Raw genomic sequence first — 20,990 nt, 5'->3', positions numbered from 1 at the left:
ACCGCTACACCCGGTGGGGTGTGGGTAAAGAAGTGCCGGGTGTGACGAGATTTTGCCTGTGAGGATTTGAACTGATCACAAGATGGTCACTAGGGTCAGGCCTCGAACCTTCGCACGGTCGATCACCCATCCGGGGTGACGGCGAAGGAACCGCCGAGTCCGTGACGTGCACGGAGCCGGGGATTCACCTCCCCCCATTTGGCCCGGTAGGCGGCTCAGGAAGAAGGAGCTCGCCTTCGTGGCGTCCCACCGTCGTCCCAAGCAGCCGAGCCGCACTCGTGTGACCGTGCTCACCGCGACCGCGGCAGCGGCCGTGGCCCTGTCCGCCCAGGCCGCCCACGCCGACCCCAAGCCGACCAAGAGCGAGGTCAAGGCGAAGGTCGACAGGCTCTACCACGAGGCCGGGGCGGCCACCGAGCAGTACAACGGGGCCAAGGAGAAGCAGGAGAAGCTCGAGAAGCAGATCAGCGCGCTCCAGGACAAGGTGGCCCGCGGGCAGCAGGAGCTCAACTCGCTCCGCTCCGGCCTCGGCTCCCTCGCCGCCGCGCAGTACCGCTCCGGAGGCATCGACCCCTCCGTGCAGCTCTTCCTCTCCTCCGACCCGGACAGCTTCCTCGACCAGGCCTCCGCGCTCGACCAGCTGACGGCCAAGCAGACCGAGGCGCTGTCCAAGGTCCAGGAGAAGCAGCGGGCCCTCGCGCAGCAGCGCAAGGAGGCCCAGGACAAGCTCAGCGACCTCTCGGACGTCCGCAAGACGCTCGGCGAGAAGAAGAAGAAGCAGCAGGCGAAGCTCGCCGAAGCGCGTCAGCTGCTCAACAGCCTCACCGCTGCCGAGCGCGAGAAGATCCGCGAGGACGAGGCCCGCGCCAGCCGTGACGCCGGCACCCGCGTCGAGCTCGGCAACGAGGCCCCCGCCTCCGGTCTCGGCGCCGCCGCCCTCAACGCCGCCGCCACCCGGCTGGGCATGCCGTACGTCTCCACGGCCACCGGCCCCAACTCCTTCGACTGCTCGGGCCTGACGATGTGGGCCTACGCGCAGGCCGGCGCCAACATCACCCGCACCACCTACACCCAGATCAACCAGGGAACCAGGATCGGGGTCAGCCAGCTGAAGCCCGGCGACCTGGTCTTCTTCAACGGCAACGAGCACGTGGGCCTCTACGCGGGCAACGGACAGGTCCTGCACGCCCCGTACCCCGGCGCGTACGTCCGCTACGAGTCGATGAGCACCATCGGCAGCATCTACGGCGCGGTGCGCATCTGACCACGCCCGAACGGGCGAATTCCCGCGCCCCGTACTGACGGCCGCCCCGCCGGAGACCACAGGTCACCGGCGGGGCGTCACTGTGTGTGCTCCCCGCCGCACCGGCGTGTCTTTGTCCGCTCCGTGATCACACGGTTACTGTCTGCCTGCTGTGCGGCTCCCGTGTGTCGGTCCGCCCGTCCGGGCGGCAGGGGCCGCGCGCGTCTGCGTACAAGCGGAAGGGAGCGCGGCGTCCTGTGGGGTCCCATCGCCGTTCCACACAGCCCGGTGCCGGTCTCGGTGCCCGGGTCACCGTCCTGACGGCCGCCGCGGCGACCGCCGCCGCGACACTCGGCGCGGCCACCGCGAACGCCGAGCCGCAGGACACCCCGCAGACCGCCGGGGCCCGCGTCGACCGCCTCTACACGGAGGCCGAGCGCGCCACCGAGCAGTACAACAAGGCCGGCGAGGACGTGGCGCGGCTGCGCGGCGAGGTGAGCCGGGCCCAGGACCGCGCCGCCCGGGGCCAGGAGCGCATCAACCGCATGCGGGACGAACTCGGCTCGGCGGCCAGGGCGCAGTACCGTTCCGGCGGCATCGACCCCTCGCTCGCCCTGCTGCTCACCTCCGACCCCGACAGCTACCTCGACCGGGCCGCCGCCGTCGGCCGGGCCGACATCCGGCGCGCCGCCGCCCTGGCCGAGCTGAGCAGGGCCCAGCGGGCACTCGCCCAGACCCGCGCCGAGGCCACCCGCTCGCTCGCCGGACTGGAGCGCGGCCGGGAAGCCGTCAGCCGCCACAAGCGGACCGTCGCACGCAAGCTGCTCCAGGCCCGGCAGGTGCTGAAGTCGCTGCCCGGCCCCGAGCGGGCCGCCTTCGAACGGGCCTCGCGCGACAGCCGGGACATGACCGCGGGGCCCGTCACCGGTCTGCCCGCGGGCTCCTCACGGGCGGCGGCCGCCGTCCTCGCCGTCCACCGGGCGCTCGGCCGGCCGTACGTCTGGGGCGCGAACGGCCCCTCCGGCTTCGACTGCTCCGGGCTGATGCAGTGGGCCTACGCCCAGGCCGGGGTCAGCCTGCCGCGCACCTCCCAGGCCCAGCGGTACGCCGGCCGCATGGTGCCGCTCTCCGAGGCCCGCCCCGGCGACCTCGTCGCCTACCGCGCGGACGCAAGCCACATCGGCATGTACGTCGGGAACGGCCAGGTCATCCACGCCCCGTACCCCGGCGCCCCGGTCCGCTACGACCCCGTCGGCATGATGCCCGTCTCCTCGGTCACCCGCGTCTGACCGCACGGGACAGCCCTTACGCTCGTCATGTGGCGGATCAGGTGCGCACCGCGGAGCGGGCGCGTGGCGGACGGCGGCGGGCTGCGGGTGCCGTGCTCGCCGCGCTGCTGTGCGCGGCCGGCTGCTCGGCCCCGGCCGACGAGGCGCCGGACACCACCGCCCGCGACATCCGCGCCACCCTGGACCGGCGCGCCGCCGCCGTGCTGCACCACGACGCGGCCGGCTACGCCGCCGTCGTCGCCCCGGACGCGACCGCCCTGCGCAGCGCCCAGCGGCGCGAGATCGCCCGGCTCGCGGACGTACCGCTCGGCTCCTGGTCGTACGAGCTGACCGACCTGTCCGCGCACGGGAGCGACCGGGCCACCGCCGACGTCCGGCTCGGCTACCGGATCAAGGGCTACGACGGCGCCCCCGTCTCCGTCGACCGGATCGTGGAGCTGGCCCGCGACCCCGGGGACGGCCGCTGGTACGTCACCGCGGACCGGGCCGCGGACGGCGGCGTCCGGCAGCTGTGGGAGCAGGGCGACATCGAGGTGGTGCGCGGGGCGCACAGCCTGGTGCTCGGCGTCGGCCGCTCGCGGGACGAGCTGGACAAGATCGCCGCCACCGCGGACGAGGCGGTACCGGCCGTCTCCGCCGCCTGGCCGGAGCGGTGGGCCGGGCGCGTGGTGGTGCTGGTGCCGGACAGCGTGACGGAGATGGGTGAGCTGCTCGGGTCGCCCGCCGCGAACTACCGGGGCATAGCGGCCGTCACCACCGGCGAGACCGGCGGCTCGGGGAAGGCGCCCGCCGACCGGGTCATCGTCAACCCGGAGGCGTACGCCCAGCTCGGCGACTTCGGGCAGCGCGTCGTCCTCACCCACGAGACCACCCATGTGGCCACCCGGAAGCGGACCTCGGCCGCCACCCCGACCTGGCTCTCCGAGGGCTTCGCGGACTGGGCGGCCTACCGCGACCAGGAGCGCACCGCCGAGGAGATCGCCCCCGAGCTGGCCGACGCCGTCCGGGCCGGCGACGGGCCCGCCGCACTGCCCGAGGACGAGGACTTCGCCTTCGCCGGTGAAGCGGGCCGGCTGGCGAAGGCGTACGAGGGTGGCTGGCTGGCCTGCGAGCTGATCGCCGGCCACTGGGGCGAGGCGAAGCTGTTCGCGTTCTACCGGGCCGTCGGCGCCCACCGGGGGCGGGACGGCGCGGTGGAGGAGGCCCTGCACGAGGTGCTGGGCACCACCCCGCAGGACTTCACCGCACGCTGGCGGGTGTATCTGCGGGACCGCCTCGGCTGAGCGCGGGGGCGGCTCCCGCCTCCCGCGCACCGGGCTCCGCCTCCGGGGCCCGTACGGTGTCCCGCCACAGCCGTACGGCAGCGAGCACGGACGCGGCGACCAGCAGCCCGTTGCGCAGGAACATCAGGGTCACGCCCGTCGCGTCGCTCGTCACCACATGGACGAAGCCGATCGGGAACTCCAGCTGCGTGACGCCCGTGGCCACCACCACCAGAACGGCGGGCCACCCCATCCGGCTCTCGCGCAGCACCAGGCACACCGCGGCGAGCCCGACCAGCCACAGCATGTACTGCGGGCTGATCACCCGGCTCGTCGTCGTGAACAGCAGCACCGCGGTGAACGCCGCGTCCGCCGGCGTACTCGGCCCGAACGCGCGCGCCCGCAGCCGCCACACCAGCAGCCAGCCGAACGCGGCCAGGCTCAGCCCCAGCGCCAGCGTGCTCACCAGACCCACGTGCGGGCCCAGGAACTCCAGCGAGCCGTAGTGCAGCTCCACCCGGCCCTCCCAGCCGAACTGCCGGGCCACATGGAAGTACAGCGCCCCCAGCGACTCCACCTCGGTGCCCCGGTCGCGCTGGAAGCCCAGGAACGCCAGCGACCCCGGAGCCGCCGCCGCGCACAGCACCAGCAGCCCGGCCGCCACCCCGGCCGCCGTCGCCCACGCCAGCCGGGTCTGCCGCCCCCGGGCCGTCCCCGCGAGCAGCAGCGCGGGCCACACCTTCAGCAGCGCCCCGAACGCCGCCAGCGCCCCCAGCACCCGGGGACGGCGCAGCCCGGCCAGCAGCGCCGCCACCGCCACCGCCGTCACCATCACGTCGTACCGGGCGTACGCCGTCGTGCCGAGCAGCGGCACCCCCGCCACCCACACCCACACCCCGGCCTGCCGCCGGCCCGCGCCGCTGCTCGCGCGCAGGAGCAGGCCCATGACCAGCGCGTCGCACAGGAACGCCAGGACGTAGAAGGCCGTGGCGTAGTCCAGGAACGGCAGCAGGGCGGGGGAGAGGATCGCCAGGGCCGCCACCGGCGGGTACTGCCAGGTGACGTCGGACTGCGGATAGGTGCCCGAGCGCAGCACGTCGTACCAGCCGTGGTAGATCACCGACACGTCACTCGTCACGTCGAGCCCCGGCGGGACGATCACCTTGCTCACCCAGAGCAGCAGCAGTGCCCTGCTCAGCGCCCACACCGCGAACGCCGCCGGACGTGTGCCGCTGGAACCCGTCATGACCTGTCTCACCCGTCCTGTTCGCCGTACGAGGAGCCATGATGCCCGTCCGGGCTGTGCGCGGGCCATCAGGCAGGGCCGGGCCGGTACTGTCGGCGGCGATGGACAAGACCTTGATCGTGACCAATGATTTCCCGCCCCGCCCCGGGGGCATCCAGGCGTTCCTGCACAACATGGCGCTGCGGCTGGACCCCGACCGGGTCGTCGTCTACGCCTCCACCTGGAAGCGGGGGGCCGAGGGCGAGTCCGCCACCGCCGCCTTCGACGCGGAGCAGCCCTTCACAGTGGTCCGCGACCGTACGACGATGCTGCTGCCGACCCCGCGCGTGACCCGGCGCGCCACCGAGCTGCTGCGCGGCCACGGCTGCTCGTCCGTCTGGTTCGGGGCCGCCGCCCCGCTCGGGCTGATGGGCCCGGCGCTGCGCGAGGCGGGCGCCAGGCGGCTGGTCGCCACCACACACGGCCACGAGGCCGGCTGGGCCCAGCTGCCCGCGTCCCGGCGGCTGCTGCGGCGCATCGGCGAGGGCACCGACACGCTCACCTACCTCGGCGAGTACACCCGCTCCCGGATCGCCGCCGCGCTCACCCCGGCCGCCGCCGCCCGCATGGTCCAGCTGCCGCCGGGCGTCGACGAGAAGACCTTCCACCCGGACTCCGGCGGCGACCTCGTGCGGGCCCGGCTCGGGCTCACCGACCGGCCGGTCGTGGTCTGCGTGTCCCGGCTGGTGCCCCGCAAGGGCCAGGACACCCTGATCCTCGCGATGCCCGCGATCCTGGCCGAGCAGCCGGAGGCGGTCCTGCTGATCGTGGGCGGCGGGCCCTACGAGGGGCAGCTGCGCAAGCTCGCCGCGCGCACCGGTGTGGCGGACTCCGTGCGGTTCACCGGTCCCGTGCCCTGGGCGGAGCTGCCCGCGCACTACGGGGCCGGTGACGTCTTCGCGATGCCGTGCAGGACCCGGCGCGGCGGCCTCGACGTGGAGGGGCTGGGCATCGTCTACCTGGAGGCGTCCGCGACCGGGCTGCCGGTGGTGGCGGGCGACTCGGGCGGTGCCCCGGACGCCGTGCTCGACGGCGAGACGGGCTGGGTGGTGCGCGGCGGCTCGGCCGACGAGGCGGCGGAGCGGATCAACGCGCTGCTCGGCGACGCGGAGCTGCGTCGGCGGATGGGGGAGCGGGGCCGGGCCTGGGTCGAGGAGAAGTGGCGCTGGGACCTGCTGGCGCAGAGGCTCAAGGAGCTGCTCTGACACGGGGACGGGCCCGCACCGGAAGCGGTGCGGGCCCGTACGCGTCACGTGCTCAGGCGCTCACGAACTCACGTGTTCACGAGCGGTAGAGCGACTCCACCTCGTCCGCGAAGTCCTTCGCCACCACGTTCCGCTTCAGCTTCAGCGAGGGCGTGATGTGGCCCGCCTCCTCCGTGAACTGGGCGCCCAGGACGCGGAACTTGCGTACGGACTCCGCCTTGGAGACCGCCGCGTTCCCGTCGTCCACCGCGCGCTGCACCTCGGCCAGCAGCTCCGGGTCCTCGCGCAGCGACAGGGCGGTCGAGCCGGCCGGCTTGCCGTGCTCCTCGGCCCAGTGCCCCAGGAACTCCTCGTCCAGCGTCACCAGCGCGCCGACGAACGGGCGGCCGTCGCCGACCACCATGCACTCCGCCACCAGGGCGTGGCCGCGGATGCGGTCCTCGATGACGGCGGGGGCGACGTTCTTGCCGCCGGCCGTGACGATGATCTCCTTCTTGCGGCCGGTGATCGCGAGGTAGCCGTCCTCGTCCAGGGTGCCGATGTCCCCGGTGTGGAACCAGCCGTCGGCCAGCGCCTCGGCCGTCGCCGCCTCGTTGTTCCAGTAGCCGGAGAACAGGTGCTCGCCGTGCAGCAGCACCTCGCCGTCGTCGGCGATCCGCACCACGGAGCCGGGCAGCGGCTGGCCGACCGTACCGATCTTCTGCCGGTCCCACGGGTTGAAGGCGGTCGCCGCGCACGTCTCGGTCAGGCCGTAGCCCTCCAGGACGGTGAAGCCGATGCCCCGGTAGAAGTGGCCGAGCCGCTCGCCGAGCGGGGCGCCGCCGGAGATCGCGTACTCGCCGCGCCCGCCGAGTACGGCCCGCAGCTTGCCGTAGACCAGCCGGTCGAAGACCTTGTGCCTGACCTTCAGGCCCATCGACGGGCCCTGCGGGGTGCCCAGCGCGCGGCTGTAGGCGATCGCCGTGTTCGCGGCCCGGTCGAAGATCTTGCCCTTGCCGTCGGCCTGCGCCTTGGCGCGCGCCGCGTTGTAGACCTTCTCGAAGACGCGCGGCACACCGAGGATCAGCGTCGGCCGGAACGCGGCCAGCTCGTCGGTGAGGTTCTTGATGTCCGGTACGCAGCCGAGCTTGATCGGGGCCATCACCGAGGCCACCTCGACCAGGCGGCCGAAGACATGGGCGGCGGGCAGGAAGAGCAGGACGGAGCACTCGCCGGTCCGGAAGAGGGGCTTGAGCCGCTCCACCACGTTGCCGCACTCCGCGAAGAAGCTGCGGTGCGTCAGCACACAGCCCTTGGGGCGGCCCGTGGTGCCCGAGGTGTAGACGATGGTGGCCGGGTCGTCGGCGCCGGCGGCGGCGCTGCGCAGGTCGACGGTCTCCTCGGAGACCTCCGCGCCCCCCGTCCGGAGCGCGTCGACGGCGCCCTTCTCGATCTGCCAGACGTGGCGCAGCTCCGGCAGCCGGTCGTGCACGGCGGCGACGGCCTCGGCGTGCGCGTCGCTCTCCACCAGGACCGCGACGGCCCCCGAGTCACCGAGGATCCACTGCACCTGCTCGGGGGAGCTGGTCTCGTAGACCGGGACGGTGACCGCGCCCGCGCTCCAGATCGCGAAGTCCAGCAGCACCCACTCGTACCGGGTGCGGGACATCAGGGCGACCCGGTCGCCGGGCTCGACGCCCGCGGCGATCAGGCCCTTGGCGGCCGTCCGGACCTCGGCCAGGAACTGGGTGGCGGTGACGTCGGTCCAGACACCGGCCACTTTGCGGCTCATCACCGCGACATCGGGATGCTGAGCGGCATTGCGGCGGATGAGATCCGTCAGGTTGCCGTCCGAGGGAACCTCGTACAGGGCCGGAAGGCTGAACTCGCGCAAGACTGCTGCTCCTCATCGGGCTCCGGTGCCACGGCTCTGTGTGATGCACCGGCGCGGTCCAAGATGGCGGGTGCTCAGTGGGGTGAGCACGACTGGACTGCCCGGACGTTACCCACCAGTACTCGGTTCCGGATAGGGGGTTCCGGCCAGATGTCTTATGCGTCACACATATCGGTCGTTCTTTCGCGCACAGTAGTCCACCCGCGCGCACACCCGGAAGTAACCGCAGGTCCGGGGCCTCTACCCAGGTGAGAGCGGTCGTCCTAGGCTGATCCGCATGCGAGCAGGAGTGAACGGCCGGGAGGCCGCCGGGCGGCGCACCCGCGTCCACGTGGTCAGCGACGTGCACGGCAACACCGAGGCGCTGGCCCGCGCCGGGGACGGCGCCGACGCTCTGGTCTGCCTGGGCGACCTGATCCTGTTCCTCGACTACGCCGACCACTCGCGCGGCATCTTCCCCGACCTCTTCGGCGTCGAGAACGCCGACCGGATCGTCGCCCTGCGCACCGCCCGCCGCTTCGACGAGGCCCGCGACTTCGGCCGCGCCCTGTGGCAGGGCATGGACCGCGACGCCGCGATCACCGGGGCGGTGCGCAGGCAGTACGCGGAGATGTTCGCCGCCCTGCCCACCCCGACCTACGCCACCTACGGCAACGTCGACGTCCCCGCCCTGTGGCCCGAGTACGCCGGCCCCGGCACCACCGTCCTGGACGGCGAGCGGGTCGAGATCGGCGGCCGGGTCTTCGGCTTCGTCGGCGGCGGCCTGCGCACCCCGATGCGCACCCCGTACGAGATCGGCGACGAGGAGTACGCCGCGAAGATCGAGGCGATCGGCGAGGTCGACGTGCTCTGCACCCACATCCCGCCCGAGGTGCCGGAGCTGGTCTACGACACCGTCGCGCGCCGCTTCGAGCGGGGCAGCCGGGCCCTGCTCGACGCCATCCACCGCACCCGCCCGCGCTACGCGCTTTTCGGCCATGTCCACCAGCCGCTGGTCCGCCGGATGCGCGTCGGCGCCACCGAGTGCGTGAACGTCGGCCACTTCGCCTCCACCGGCCGGCCCTGGGCACTGGAGTGGTGAGCCGCCGGGCCGGCCTCCCGGGCCCGACCCTGGGACGGGCCGCCGGGTCCACGCGATAGCCTTCTGGCGGCAGGCCTCTGCCGACGTACCGGTACACCGCACTGGAGGGCCACAGCGATGGCTGAACACACCAGCTCGACGATCACGATCGAGGCGGCACCGGCCGACGTCATGGATGTGATCGCCGACTTCGACCGCTATCCGGAATGGACCGGCGAGGTCAAGGAGGCCGAGGTCATCGGCACCGACGAGCGCGGCCGCGCCGAGCAGGTCCGCCTCGTCCTCGACGCCGGCGCGATCAAGGACGACCACACCCTCGCCTACACCTGGATCGGCGACTACGAGGTCAGCTGGACCCTGGTCAAGTCGCAGATGCTCCGCGCCATCGACGGCTCCTACGCGCTCGCGCCGCTCGGCGACGGCGACCGCACCGAGGTCACCTACCGGCTCACCGTCGACGTCAAGATCCCGATGCTCGGCATGATCAAGCGCAAGGCCGAGAAGGTCATCATCGACCGGGCGCTCGCCGGCCTCAAGAAGCGCGTCGAGTCCGTCCCGAAGGGCTGAGCCCGTGCGTACGGTCCTGGTCACCGGCCCCGGCGGAGCAGGCCGTACCACGCTCGCCGCGGCGACCGCGCTGGCCGCCGCCCGCGACGGCGCCCGCACCCTGCTGATCTCCGCCGACCCCATACCCGGCTTCCCCGCCACCACCGCGCCCGCCCCGGTCACCGAGGGGCTGTGGTCCGTCCGGCTCGACTCCGGCGCCCACTTCCGCGGCGAACTGGTCACCCTCCAGGAGCAGTTGTCCGGGGTGCTCGAACTGCTCGGCGGCAACCCGCTGGACGCCGAGGAGCTGACCGAACTCCCCGGCAGCGCCGAACTCGCCCTCCTGCACGCACTGCGCCGCGCCACCCACGGCGACTGGTCCCACGAGGCGTACGACCTCCTCGTCGTCGACCTGCCGCCCCTGCGCGAGGCCCTCGCCCTGCTCGCCCTGCCCGAGCAGCTGCGCCGCTACCTGCGCCGGCTGCTGCCCCAGGAACGCCAGGCCGCCCGCGCCCTGCGCCCGATGCTCGCCCAGCTGGCCGGTGTGCCCATGCCGGCCCAGTGGCTGTACGAGGCCGCGGCCCGGCGCGATGCCGAGCTGGCCCAGGTCCAGGCGCTGATCGAGGACCGTGCCACCACCCTGTGGCTGGTCGCCGAACCGGGCCCGGCCGCCGAGGACGCCCTGCGCACCGCCCGCACCGGACTCGCCCTGTACGGCCTGCGCACCGAAGCCCTGGTGGCCAACCGGGTGCTCCCCGGCCACTCGTCGGACCCGTTCTTCGCCGCGCTCGCCGCCCAGCAGGAGAAGACCCTCGGCCACTGGGGCGAGGAGGGGCCCGCCCCGGTCCGGGTGGCACACCTCGGCCGCGACCCGCAGGGCCCCGACGACCTCCTGGCCCTCGCCGGGCCGGACGGCGCGCCGACCGTCCCCGCGACCGGTGGCGAGGGCGGCAGGGCCGAGGCCCCCTGGTGGATCGAGGAGGCCGGCGCCCCCGGAGAGCCGGAGGGCGACGGGATACTCGTCTGGTGCCTGCGGCTGCCCGGCGCCGTCAAGAAGGACCTCCAGCTCGTCCGGCGCGGCGGCGAACTCCTCCTGACCGTCGGTCCGTTCCACCGCATCGTGCCCCTGGAGCCCGCGCTGCGCCGCTGCACCGTGACCGGCGCGGCGCTCACCGACGGGGTGCTGCGGGTCCGTTTCACCCCCGACCCCGCACTGTGGCCCCGGACGAGCTGAACGGCGTACCACCGTTCGGGTACCGTCGAAGGTACGTGTCCGGAATGCCGGGCCGGCCATCCATGTCGCAGGAGTCCGCCATGAGCGAAGCCACCGATCGTCCCGTCGACGACGACGCGTGGGCCCAGGCCTGCGCCGAGGACCTCGCCGCCGAGAAGGCCCGCCGCCGCGCCGCGTACGGCCCGCCGCCCGGCTCCGCCGCCGAGGAGCTGCGCAAGCTGGTGGACGCCGTGGCCGACAAGCTCGGGTCGCTCCAGACGCCCCTGCTCGGCCTCGCCGCCCAGGGCGCCGTGCAGCAGGCCATCCAGCAGGCCAAGGCCGCCGTCGAGCCCGTCATCGAGCGCAATCCGGACGTTTTCGATCACATCGCGGCGGCCGGAAGCGAACTGCTCGCCGCCTACCGCTCGGCGGTCCAGAGCCAGGAGGGCCGCTGGACCCAGGGCGCGGGCGACCCCGCGGGCACGGAAAAGAAGGCGGACGACCCCTCCGACCCCCGCGACGAGGGGCCCGGAGCCGGCGAGCACATCGACCTGGACTGACCGGCGCCGACAGGAGGAGGCCCGGCCTCGGGTACGGTTGGCTCAGCGGGGCTCGACCGAAACTGAGGGATTCATGGGACTCACCATCGGCGTCGATATCGGCGGCACGAAGATCGCAGCTGGAGTGGTCGACGAAGAGGGCCAGATCCTCTCGACCTTCAAGGTGTCGACCCCGCCGACGGCCGAAGGCATCGTGGACGCGATCGCGGCGGCGGTGTCCGGCGCGAGCGAGGGGCACCCGGTCGAAGCGGTCGGTATCGGCGCTGCCGGATACGTCGACGACAAGCGGGCCACGGTGCTGTTCGCACCCAACATCAACTGGCGCCACGAGCCGCTCAAGGACAAGGTCGAACAGCGCGTCGGCCTCCCCGTGGTCGTCGAGAACGACGCCAACGCGGCGGCCTGGGGCGAATACCGCTTCGGTGCCGGCCAGGGCCACGACGACGTCATCTGCATCACGCTGGGCACCGGCCTCGGCGGCGGCATCATCATCGGCAACAAGCTGCGCCGCGGACGCTTCGGCGTGGCCGCCGAGTTCGGCCACATCCGGGTCGTCCCGGACGGCCTGCTCTGCGGCTGCGGCAGCCAGGGCTGCTGGGAGCAGTACGCCTCCGGCCGCGCGCTCGTCAGGTACGCGAAGCAGCGTGCCAACGCCACCCCGGAGAACGCCACGATCCTGCTGGCGCTCGGTGACGGCACCGTCGAGGGCATCGAGGGCAAGCACATCAGCGAGGCCGCCCGCCAGGGCTGCCCGGTGGCCGTCGACTCGTTCCGCGAGCTGGCCCGCTGGGCCGGCTCCGGACTGGCCGACCTCGCCTCGCTGTTCGACCCGTCCGCGTTCATCGTCGGCGGCGGCGTGTCGGACGAGGGCGAGTTGGTCCTCGACCCGATCCGCAAGTCGTTCCGGCGCTGGCTGATCGGCGGCGAGTGGCGCCCGCACGCCCAGGTGCTCGCGGCCCAACTGGGCGGCAAGGCAGGGCTCGTGGGCGCGGCGGACCTGGCCCGCCAGGGCTGAGCGGCCCGCACGCAGCGAAACACCGGACGCCCGTCGCGCCCCTTCGGGGAGCGGCGGGCGTCCGGCATATCGTGAGCGGCATGGCCACGATGTCGCTGCCCGATTCCCGCACCGAGCAGGACGGCACCGCCGTCATCAGAGTGCTCAGCTACAACATCCGGTCGATGCGCGACGACCGCGCGGTCCTCGCCCGGGTCGTCCGCGCCTGCGCCCCCGACCTGGTGCTCGTCCAGGAGGCGCCGCGGTTCTTCCGCTGGCGCAAGTACGCCGCCCGGCTCGCCGCCGCCACCGACCTGGTGGTCCTCGGCGGGGGCGCCACCGCCGCCGGGCCGCTGCTGCTGTGTTCGCTGCGGGCCACGGTGGAACGCACCGATGACATCCTGCTGCCGCGCACCCCGGGGCTGCACCGCCGGGGCTTCGCCACCGCCGTGGTCCGGTTCGCGGGCGCCCGGCTCGGGGTGGTGAGCTGCCACCTGAGCCTCCAGCGGCAGGAGCGGCTGGCCCAGGCGGAGCGGCTGGTGGAGACCGTGGACGCGTTGGACGTGGAGCACGCCGTCGTCGCGGGCGACCTCAACGACGTACCGAGCGGGCGGTCCTTCCGGCGGCTGGCCGGGCGCTACCAGGACTGCTGGGAGGTGCGGCCGCAGGGCGGCGAGTACACCTTCCCCGCGCACGACCCGCGCCGGCGGCTCGATGCCGTCTTCGCGTCCGACGGCATCGAGGTGCTCGGCTGCGGGGTCCCGAGCGGGCTGCCCGGTGTACGCGACGCCGACCTGCGGGCGGCGACCGACCACCTGCCGGTGCTGGCCGCGCTGCGGGTGCCCGCGGCGCGGGCCGTCTGAGCCGTCCGGCTCAGACCACCGCGCCGCGGCCGGGGTCGTCGTTGTCCTCGTCGTCGGACTCCATCCGCGCCACCAGCGTCACGAAGCCGCCCAGGAAGCCGCCGACGCAGACCGTCGTCAGCCACCACGTCATCTCCCAGGACAGCAGCACCGCGAGCAGCATCAGCACCGGCCCGCCGACCACCGCGAGCCAGGCGAACTTCGCCGTGACATCGGCCTCCGGCAGCGGCGGCGGCTCCGGCGGCACGAAATGCCCCTCGTCGCTGTCGTCCGGGCCGGAGCCGGGGCCGGAGCCGGTGGGGGCGTCCGGGTCGGCCGGCGTGTAGTCGCGCGGGCCGACGCCGGGCGCGAACACCACGGAGCTGCCGAGCGGCGGGTCCGGTTCGGGCTCCGGCTTGGGCGGCTTCTTGCCGAAGCCCTTGTCCGGGTCGAGTGCGGTCAGCGGCCCATCGCCCGGCAGAGCCAGGTCCTCGATCGAACGGAACGGCCGCGAACCCGGCGGGTCCGGCGGCTCCTGTCCGTACCCCGCGACGATGGCCTGCCAGGCGGCCTCCTCGTCGATCGGCTTCTCCACCTCGCCGCCGGCCGGTGCGGCCGGGGCGTCGGACACCGCGGCGCCACCGCCGTCGGCCGCCGCCCCCTCGGCGGCGATCGGCTCGCGCTCCTCGTCGCTGCCCGCGCGTTCCGCGTCGTGCTCAGCCACTGGACGTGCCCCCCTTCTTCAGACTCGGAGCGAGGCGGTCGATGAACGCATGGCTCTCCTCGAAGATCCGCTTCGCATCATGGTCCAACGTCGCCACGTGGTAGCTCTGTTCCAGCAGGATCTCCCGGACATCCGTCGAGGAGACCCGGCTCAGGACGCGGGCCGAGTCGGCGGGCGGCACCACATGGTCCTGCGGGCTGTGCAGCAGCAGGAGCGGCTGGGTCACCTGGGGCAGATCGCCGTCGACCAGCCGGAAGAACGTACGCACCGAATGCGCCGCGTGCAGCGGCACCCGGTCGTAGCCCACCTCCTTCGAACCCCGCAACGCGATGTCGCTGACCAGCCCCTTCGTCGTGGGCACCAGATGGCGGACCACCGGCAGCGCGTGGGCCGCCAGACCGTGCACCTTGTTGGCCGGGTTGACGAGGACCAGGCCACTGACCGCGTCCCCGTGCTTCGCCGCCAGCCGCAGCGCCAGCGCACCACCCATGGAGAGCCCGAAGACGAACACCCGCGCGCAGCGCTCCAGCAGTCCGCGCAGCTCCCGGTCCACCTCCGCGTACCAGTCCTGCCACCCGGTCACCTGCATGTCCTGCCAGCGGGTGCCGTGTCCGGGCAGCAGCGGGAGCGAGACCGTCAGGCCCTGCTCGGCCAGATACCCGGCCCAGGGGCGCAGCGACTGCGGGGAACCGGTGAATCCGTGACAGAGGAGGACGCCGACCTCTCCGCCCTCGTGGCGGAACGGCTCGGCTCCGGGAAGGACCGGCACCAAGATCTCCTGTTCGTGAGGCTCGCGGGGAGCGAAAGGGGGGAGTGCGGAAGGATTACTTCACCGTACGCGACCGGGCCGACACCGACCAGGGCCGTCACCGGCCGGGGCGCGGGCACCCCGTCCGTGCCAGGAGGGAAGACGGGACACGGCGGGTTAAGGTCTGTCGGACAGCACACAGGAGGCACCCGAGTTGATCTACGGCGCTATGAAGTTCTCCATCGGCGGGTCCCTGAAGCTCGCCTTCAGGCCGTGGGTGGAGGGCCTGGAGAACATCCCCGAGCGGGGGCCCGCGATCCTCGCCAGCAACCATCTGTCGTTCTCCGACTCCTTCTTCCTGCCTGCCGTCCTGGACCGCAAGGTCACCTTCATCGCGAAGGCCGAGTACTTCACCGCGCCCGGCGTCAAGGGCAAGCTCACCGCCGCGTTCTTCAAGGGCGTCGGCCAGCTCCCCGTGGACCGCTCCGGCGCGCGCGGCGCCGGCGAGGCGGCGATCCGGGCGGGCATCGAGGTCATCGAGAGCGGCGGCCTCTTCGGCATCTACCCGGAGGGCACCCGCTCGCCCGACGGCCGGCTCTACCGGGGCAAGCCCGGCGGGCTCGCCCGGGTCGCGCTCGCCACCGGGGCGCCGGTCGTCCCCGTCGCGATGATCGACACGGAGAAGATCCAGCCGCCCGGCCAGGTGATGCCGAAGCTGATGCGCCCCGGCATCCGCATCGGCAAGCCGCTCGACTTCAGCCGCTACCACGGCATGGAGGGCGACCGCTTCATCCTGCGCTCCGTCACCGACGAGGTGATGTACGAGATCATGAAGCTCTCGGGCCAGGAGTACGTCGACATCTACGCGACCGCGGCCAAGCGGCAGATCGCCGACGAGGCCAAGCGGCGGACCGAAGCCGCGAAGAGGACACCGTCGGGCACGGAGGCGGACCGCGACGGCGCCTGAGGGCGCACCGGTCCGCCGGGGGTGGGGGAGGACAGCATGGTCAAGCGCGTACGCGTGGTACGGATGTCGGTCGAGCAGCCGCTGTGGCGTGCCCTGTCGGCGTACCGCGTCCTGACGATGCTCTACGCGGTCCTGCTCGCCGCCTTCGCCCGGCACGACTACGAACGGCCCTGGATAGCGATCACCTTCCTGTCGCTGATGTCCGTCTGGACGCTCGCCACCCTGCCCAAGGTGGGCAGCGCCGCCGCCTGCACCAGACGCTTCCTCGGCGCCGACCTGGCCATCGCCCTCACCGGCATCATCGTCACCCCGCTCGCCGACCTCCAGGCCCAGCACGTCGACGGACCGACCCTGCCGTCCATCTGGACCGCGGGCTCCGTCCTGGCCTTCGCGATCAAGGGCGGCTGGCGCTGGGCCGGCTTCGCCTCCAGCCTCGTCGCCGTCGCCAACCTCATCGAGCGCGGCGAGCCCAGCCGCGACACCCTGCACAACGTGATGCTGGTCTGGGTCGCCTCCATCGCCATCGGGTACGTCGTGGAGGTCGCCCGCGCCAGTGAGCGCACCCTCGCCCGCGCCCTGGAGATCGAGGCCGCCACGCGCGAACGGGAGCGGCTGGCCCGGGACATCCACGACGGCGTGCTCCAGGTCCTCGCGATGGTGCAGCGGCGCGGCGCCGCGCTCGGCGGGGAGGCCGCGGAGCTGGGCCGGATGGCCGGGGAGCAGGAGGTCGCCCTGCGCACCCTGGTCTCCAGCGGCCTGGTGCCCCCGACCCGGGTCTCCGAGGACGTCTCCGAGGGCGCCGTCGTCCGCACCGTCGACACGGACGACGACGAGCCGGGCGACGCGGACGGCGGCGAGCGCGATCTGCGTACGCTGCTCGCCCCGCACGCCGGTTCCCGGGTCAGCTTCGCGGAGCCGGGCGCCCCGGTGCTGCTGCCCGCCCCGGCGGCGGCGGAACTGGCGGCGGCCGTCGGCGCGGCCCTGGACAATGTCCGGGCGCACGCGGGGGAGAACGCCCAGGCGTGGATCCTGCTGGAGGACTGGCCGCACGAGGTGATCGTGACGGTCCGGGACGACGGCCCAGGCATCCCCGAGGGGCGCCTCGCGCAGGCCGAGGGCGAAGGGCGGCTCGGCGTCGCCCTGTCGATCCGCGGGCGGCTGCGCGACCTGGGCGGTACGGCAGAGGTGATCTCGGTGCCCGGCCAGGGCACCGAAGTCGAATTGAAGGTTCCGAAGGTTTCACGGGGGAAGGCGGGTTCGGTCCGATGAGCGCGACACACGAAGAGGGCACCGGGCAGCGGACGATCAGGGTGATGGTGGTCGACGACCACCCGATGTGGCGCGACGCCGTCGCCCGGGACCTCGCCGAGGCGGGCTTCGACGTGGTGGCGACCGCCGGCGACGGGCCGCAGGCCGTCCGCCGGGCCGGAGCCGTCACCCCCGAGGTCCTGGTCCTCGACCTCAACCTGCCCGGCATGCCCGGGGTCCAGGTCTGCAAGACCCTCGTCGGCGCGCAGCCCGGCCTGCGGGTCCTGGTGCTCTCCGCCAGCGGTGAGCACGCCGACGTCCTGGAGGCGGTCAAGTCCGGCGCCACCGGCTACCTGATGAAGTCGGCGAGCACCCAGGAGCTGACCGACGCGGTCCGCCGCACCGCCGCGGGCGACGCCGTCTTCACGCCGGGCCTCGCCGGTCTGGTGCTCGGCGAGTACCGCAGGCTGGCCTCCGAACCGGCCCCGGCCGCCTCCGACGAGCCGAAGGCCCCCGAGCTCACCGAGCGGGAGACCGAGGTGCTGCGGCTGGTGGCCAAGGGGCTCTCGTACAAGCAGATCGCCGAGCGGCTCGTCATCTCGCACCGCACCGTCCAGAACCACGTCCAGAACACCCTGGGCAAGCTCCAGCTGCACAACAGGGTCGAGCTGGTGCGGTACGCCATAGAGCGCGGTCTGGACGACGCCTGAGCGGCGGGGCCGGGTCCGCGGCCGTATATTCGCGATGACCGGCCGCGCACAGAGCAGGGGAGACGTCGTGGAGATCCTGGCCTTCGGAGTGCAGTCCGACGAGAAGCCGCTGATCGAGAAGGCCTTCGCGGGCAAGCACGACGTCCGGTGCCTGGACGTCTTCCTGAACCGGGACACCGCGCCCATCGCGGCCGGCTACGAGATCATCTCCACCAGCGTCAACGCCGACCTGGGCGGCGGCGTCCTGCAGACCCTCGCGGCCGGCGGCACGCAGATGATCGCCCAGCGCTCCACCGGCTTCAACAACATCGACCTGGACGTCGCCGAACGCCTCGCCCTGCGCGTCTCCCGGGTCTCCTCCTACTCCCCCTACTCGGTCGCCGAATTCGCCTGGACACTCGCCATGGCGGTCAACCGCCGGGTGATCCGGGCCGCCGGCCGCACCCGCGACTTCGACTTCCGCCTCGACGGGCTCCTCGGCCGCGACATGCACGGCCGCACGGCCGGCGTCATCGGCACGGGCAAGATCGGCGAGGCCTTCACCCGGATCGCCCACGGCTTCGGTATGGAGCTGCTCGGCTGGGACGTCGCCGAGAACCCGGCCTGCGCCGAGCTGGGCATGCGCTACGTCGACAAGGAGCAGCTGCTCGCCGAGGCGGACGTGATCAGCCTGCACGTACCGCTGCTGCCCTCGACCCACCACCTCATCGACAAGGCCGCCCTCGCCCGCATGAAGGACGACGCGATCCTGGTCAACTCCAGCCGCGGCGGCCTCATCGACACCTCGGCCCTCGTCGGTGAGCTGCGCGCGGGCCGGTTCCTGGGCGTCGGGCTCGATGTGTACGAGGCGGAGGCCGGGCTCTTCTTCCTCGACAAGTCCCTGGAGGGCGTGGACGACGACACGCTGGCCCGGCTCGTCACCTTCCCGAACGTCATCGTCACCTCGCACCAGGCGTACTACACCGAGGACGCGGTGGGCCAGATCATCGACGCCACCGTCCAGAACGTCGACGACTACCTGGCCGGCCGCCGCGGCGACAACGTCCTGGTGCCCGCGCGCCCCGGGTCCTGACCCCCCTCCCAGGACCCGGGGCCGCGCCTCAGCCCACCGGGAGCCCGGCCAGCAGCTCGGTCACGATCTCGGACCCGCGCAGCGTCAGCACCGACTCCGGGTGGAACTGCACCGAGGCGAACCCGCCCCCGCGCAGCGCGTGCAGCTCCCCGCTCTCCGCGTCCCGGCTCGCTTCGATGCCCCGCGCCGCCAGCGCGGCCGCCCCCGCTCCGTCGCAGCGCGCGGTGAAGCTGTTGTAGAAGCCGACCGTCTCCGGCCGCCCGAACAGATCGATACGGGTCTGCGCACCCTGGTACGGCACCGCCTTGCGGACGATCTCCAGGCCCAGTTCCGCCGCGATCAGCTCATGGCCCAGGCACACCCCGAGCAGCCCGTGCCGGTGCTCCCGCACCAGCTCGGCGGCCATCGCGCGCAGCAGCCGCATCTTCGGGTCGGCCGCGTTGCCAGGATTCCCCGGGCCGGGGCCGAGCACCACGGGCCCGGCGTGCGCCCGCACGGCCTCGCGCAGCCCCGGCTCGTCGTACCGGCGCACGGTGACATCGAGCCCCGCGGCGCGCAGCAGGTGCCCCAGCATCGCGGTGAACGTGTCCTCCCCGTCCACCACCAGCGCGTGGCCCAGGCGTTGGCCGGAGCGTTCCTGCATCCGCAGCCAGAACGGGGCGAGCCCGTCCCGCCGGGAGTCCAGCGCCGCCCGCACCCGCGGGTCGGCGGCCAGCCGGGGCCGCGCCCCCTCCGCCTCGGGCCGGGCCGGCCGCACGCCCAGCGCCGCCAGCACCCCGGCCGCCTTCGCATGGGTCTCGGCGACCTCGCCCTCCGGGTCGGAGTGGCGCACCAGCGTCGCGCCGACCGGCACCCGCAGCCCGCCGTCGGACGCGATGTCGGCGGTCCGGATCAGGATCGGCGAGTCCAGGGTCTGCGTCCCGTCGGGCGCCCGGTGCAGCAGGGCCAGCGCGCCCGCGTAGTAGCCGCGCCCGCCGTCCTCGTACCGCTCGATGACCCGGCAGGCGTTCTGCACGGGGGAGCCGGTGACGGTCGCCGCGAACATCGTCTCCTTCAGCACCTCCCGCACGTCCAGCGAGGACCGGCCGCGCAACTCGTACTCGGTGTGGGCGAGATGGGCCATCTCCTTGAGGCGCGGGCCGATCACCACCCCGCCCATGTCGCCGACCGTGCACATCATCTTGAGCTCCTCGTCGACCACCATGGAGAGCTCCTCGGTCTCCTTGCGGTCGCCGAGGAAGGCGAGCAGGCTCTCGGCGCTCGGCCCCTCGGCGGGGTAGCGGTAGGTGCCGCTGATGGGGTTCATCACGACGGTCCCGCCGGACATCCGCACATGCACCTCGGGGCTCGCGCCGACCAGCGTCCGCCCGCCCGTCGCCCGCCGCCCCGATGAGGAGTGCCCTTCGGGCTCGCCGCCTCCCGTGTGCACGACGAACGTCCAGTACGCCCCCCGCTCCCCGGCCAGCAGCCGCCGGAACAGGGCCAGCGCGTCCGCCCGGCCGAACCCCGGGATCTCCCCCCGGAAGGTCCGCCGGATCACGAAGTTCGCCCCCTCGCCCCGGCCGATCTCGTCCTCGATCACCCGCCGCACGGTCCCGGCGTACTCCTCGTCGGTGACGTCGAACGCCCCGTTCTCCACCCGCACTTCATGGCGCGGAAGCTGATCGAGCGCCTCGTCCAGGGGCATCGTGTACGACTCGTCGGCCACCAGGACCGACAGCGGCGTCCCGTCGTCGCGTACGTCGAAGCCGCGCTCCGCGATCTGCCGGAACGGCACCAGCGCCAGCGACGGCCGCTCGCCGACGGGGATCTCGGCCAGCCGGTCCACCTCGTGGACCCGGCCGATCAGCACCTCGACCGTGTCGTGGTCGTGGCCGGGGGTGCGCCTGCGCAGCAGGGCGAAGGGCGGGCAGTCGTCGCTCAGGAGTCTGTCGAGGTTCATGGGGTCGGTTCCTTCCAGGGGAATCAGCTGGGAGGAACGGCCCGCGGACACGGAAAAGGCCGCCCCTCGGGCGGCCTCTGCGTCGGTGTGTACGCGCGAATCAGTGGGCCGCCGGATGAGCGGTCCACCACCAGTTACGGGTCGAGTGCGCGAACATGCCCCGTACCTTAGCCCACGCCGTACGAC

At 73.2% G+C, this 20,990-nt stretch carries 20 protein-coding genes; 14 read left to right on the top strand and 6 right to left on the bottom strand.

What is annotated here, in order from left to right; genetic code table 11:
* Nucleotides 1-238 precede the first annotated feature (238 nt).
* The 3 genes from P8A18_RS07820 (at nt 239) to P8A18_RS07810 (ending at nt 3,815) form a co-directional block, all read left to right on the top strand.
* Entirely contained in the window at nt 239-1,264 is a 1,026-nt protein-coding gene (locus P8A18_RS07820; protein WP_306053001.1) for a C40 family peptidase, read from the top strand.
* A 236-nt stretch (nt 1,265-1,500) separates the two neighbouring features.
* On the top strand, nt 1,501-2,532 hold the full coding sequence (locus P8A18_RS07815; protein WP_306052999.1) for a C40 family peptidase: 1,032 nt from the start codon (nt 1,501-1,503) through the stop codon (nt 2,530-2,532).
* A 29-nt stretch (nt 2,533-2,561) separates the two neighbouring features.
* Nucleotides 2,562-3,815, top strand: coding sequence for a hypothetical protein (locus tag P8A18_RS07810; RefSeq protein WP_306052997.1), 1,254 nt, complete (start codon nt 2,562-2,564; stop codon nt 3,813-3,815).
* On the opposite strand, the gene P8A18_RS07805 is transcribed toward P8A18_RS07810, so the two are convergent.
* Nucleotides 3,772-5,040 (bottom strand): glycosyltransferase 87 family protein, encoded by a 1,269-nt coding sequence (locus P8A18_RS07805; protein WP_306052995.1) that lies wholly within the window; start codon nt 5,038-5,040, stop codon nt 3,772-3,774. The two genes, P8A18_RS07810 and P8A18_RS07805, sit on opposite strands and share 44 nt — an antisense overlap.
* A 101-nt stretch (nt 5,041-5,141) precedes the next feature.
* Here P8A18_RS07805 and P8A18_RS07800 point away from each other — a divergent pair, with 101 nt between their 5' ends.
* Nucleotides 5,142-6,284 (top strand): glycosyltransferase family 4 protein, encoded by a 1,143-nt coding sequence (locus tag P8A18_RS07800; protein WP_306052993.1) that lies wholly within the window; start codon nt 5,142-5,144, stop codon nt 6,282-6,284.
* A 76-nt stretch (nt 6,285-6,360) separates the two neighbouring features.
* Here P8A18_RS07800 and P8A18_RS07795 read toward each other — a convergent pair whose 3' ends face one another.
* Complete coding sequence (locus tag P8A18_RS07795) at nt 6,361-8,157, bottom strand: AMP-dependent synthetase/ligase (protein ID WP_306052991.1); 1,797 nt, start codon at nt 8,155-8,157, stop codon at nt 6,361-6,363.
* Between the two features lie 277 nt (nt 8,158-8,434).
* On the opposite strand from P8A18_RS07795, the gene P8A18_RS07790 reads away from it, so the two are divergent.
* From P8A18_RS07790 to P8A18_RS07765, 6 genes are all read left to right on the top strand, one after another.
* Nucleotides 8,435-9,238 (top strand): metallophosphoesterase family protein, encoded by an 804-nt coding sequence (locus P8A18_RS07790; protein WP_306052989.1) that lies wholly within the window; start codon nt 8,435-8,437, stop codon nt 9,236-9,238.
* Between the two features lie 117 nt (nt 9,239-9,355).
* Nucleotides 9,356-9,805, top strand: coding sequence for an SRPBCC family protein (locus P8A18_RS07785; protein WP_306052987.1), 450 nt, complete (start codon nt 9,356-9,358; stop codon nt 9,803-9,805).
* Nucleotides 9,806-9,809: 4 nt separating this feature from the next.
* Nucleotides 9,810-11,018 (top strand): ArsA family ATPase, encoded by a 1,209-nt coding sequence (locus P8A18_RS07780; RefSeq protein WP_306052985.1) that lies wholly within the window; start codon nt 9,810-9,812, stop codon nt 11,016-11,018.
* An 80-nt stretch (nt 11,019-11,098) separates the two neighbouring features.
* Nucleotides 11,099-11,557 carry a DUF5304 domain-containing protein gene (locus tag P8A18_RS07775; RefSeq protein ID WP_306052983.1) on the top strand — a complete coding sequence of 153 codons (459 nt, stop codon included), beginning with the start codon at nt 11,099-11,101 and terminating at the stop codon, nt 11,555-11,557.
* Between the two features lie 73 nt (nt 11,558-11,630).
* Entirely contained in the window at nt 11,631-12,572 is a 942-nt protein-coding gene (locus tag P8A18_RS07770; RefSeq protein WP_018555484.1) for an ROK family glucokinase, read from the top strand.
* A gap of 80 nt (nt 12,573-12,652) precedes the next feature.
* The gene (locus P8A18_RS07765; RefSeq protein ID WP_306052980.1) at nt 12,653-13,414 is read left to right on the top strand and encodes an endonuclease/exonuclease/phosphatase family protein; all 762 of its coding nucleotides are present in this window, start codon (nt 12,653-12,655) and stop codon (nt 13,412-13,414) included.
* Nucleotides 13,415-13,424: 10 nt separating this feature from the next.
* Here the strand turns inward: P8A18_RS07765 and P8A18_RS07760 are convergent, their stop codons facing one another.
* Nucleotides 13,425-14,117, bottom strand: coding sequence for a hypothetical protein (locus P8A18_RS07760; RefSeq protein WP_306052979.1), 693 nt, complete (start codon nt 14,115-14,117; stop codon nt 13,425-13,427).
* On the bottom strand, nt 14,110-14,886 hold the full coding sequence (locus tag P8A18_RS07755; RefSeq protein ID WP_306052977.1) for an alpha/beta hydrolase: 777 nt from the start codon (nt 14,884-14,886) through the stop codon (nt 14,110-14,112). Before P8A18_RS07755 ends, P8A18_RS07760 begins: the two co-directional genes overlap by 8 nt.
* Before the next feature lie 208 nt (nt 14,887-15,094).
* Between P8A18_RS07755 and P8A18_RS07750 the strand changes: the two genes are divergently transcribed.
* The 4 genes from P8A18_RS07750 to P8A18_RS07735 all read left to right on the top strand — a co-directional run bounded on the left by P8A18_RS07750 (nt 15,095) and on the right by P8A18_RS07735 (nt 18,862).
* Nucleotides 15,095-15,832, top strand: a complete 738-nt coding sequence (locus P8A18_RS07750) for a lysophospholipid acyltransferase family protein (RefSeq protein ID WP_306060744.1) — start codon at nt 15,095-15,097, stop codon at nt 15,830-15,832.
* 36 nt (nt 15,833-15,868) lie between these two features.
* A complete protein-coding gene (gene macS, locus P8A18_RS07745) occupies nt 15,869-17,101 on the top strand; it encodes a MacS family sensor histidine kinase (RefSeq protein WP_306052975.1) in 1,233 nt (410 codons plus the stop codon).
* Nucleotides 17,098-17,790, top strand: coding sequence for a response regulator (locus P8A18_RS07740; RefSeq protein ID WP_306052973.1), 693 nt, complete (start codon nt 17,098-17,100; stop codon nt 17,788-17,790). The genes macS and P8A18_RS07740 overlap by 4 nt, the downstream gene beginning before the upstream one ends.
* 67 nt (nt 17,791-17,857) lie before the next feature.
* Entirely contained in the window at nt 17,858-18,862 is a 1,005-nt protein-coding gene (locus tag P8A18_RS07735; RefSeq protein ID WP_306060742.1) for a 2-hydroxyacid dehydrogenase, read from the top strand.
* A 28-nt stretch (nt 18,863-18,890) separates the two neighbouring features.
* Here the strand turns inward: P8A18_RS07735 and P8A18_RS07730 are convergent, their stop codons facing one another.
* Together P8A18_RS07730 and P8A18_RS34275 are read right to left on the bottom strand one after the other, a co-directional pair.
* Nucleotides 18,891-20,804, bottom strand: a complete 1,914-nt coding sequence (locus P8A18_RS07730; RefSeq protein WP_306052971.1) for an anthranilate synthase family protein — start codon at nt 20,802-20,804, stop codon at nt 18,891-18,893.
* A 100-nt stretch (nt 20,805-20,904) separates the two neighbouring features.
* A complete protein-coding gene (locus P8A18_RS34275) occupies nt 20,905-20,961 on the bottom strand; it encodes a trp operon leader peptide (RefSeq protein ID WP_073735655.1) in 57 nt (18 codons plus the stop codon).
* Between the last annotated feature and the right edge of the window lie 29 nt (nt 20,962-20,990).

This window comes from Streptomyces sp. Mut1, assembly GCF_030719295.1.
Classification (GTDB): Bacteria; Actinomycetota; Actinomycetes; order Streptomycetales; family Streptomycetaceae; genus Streptomyces; species Streptomyces castrisilvae.
This window is presented reverse-complemented; position numbering and strand designations above follow the sequence as displayed.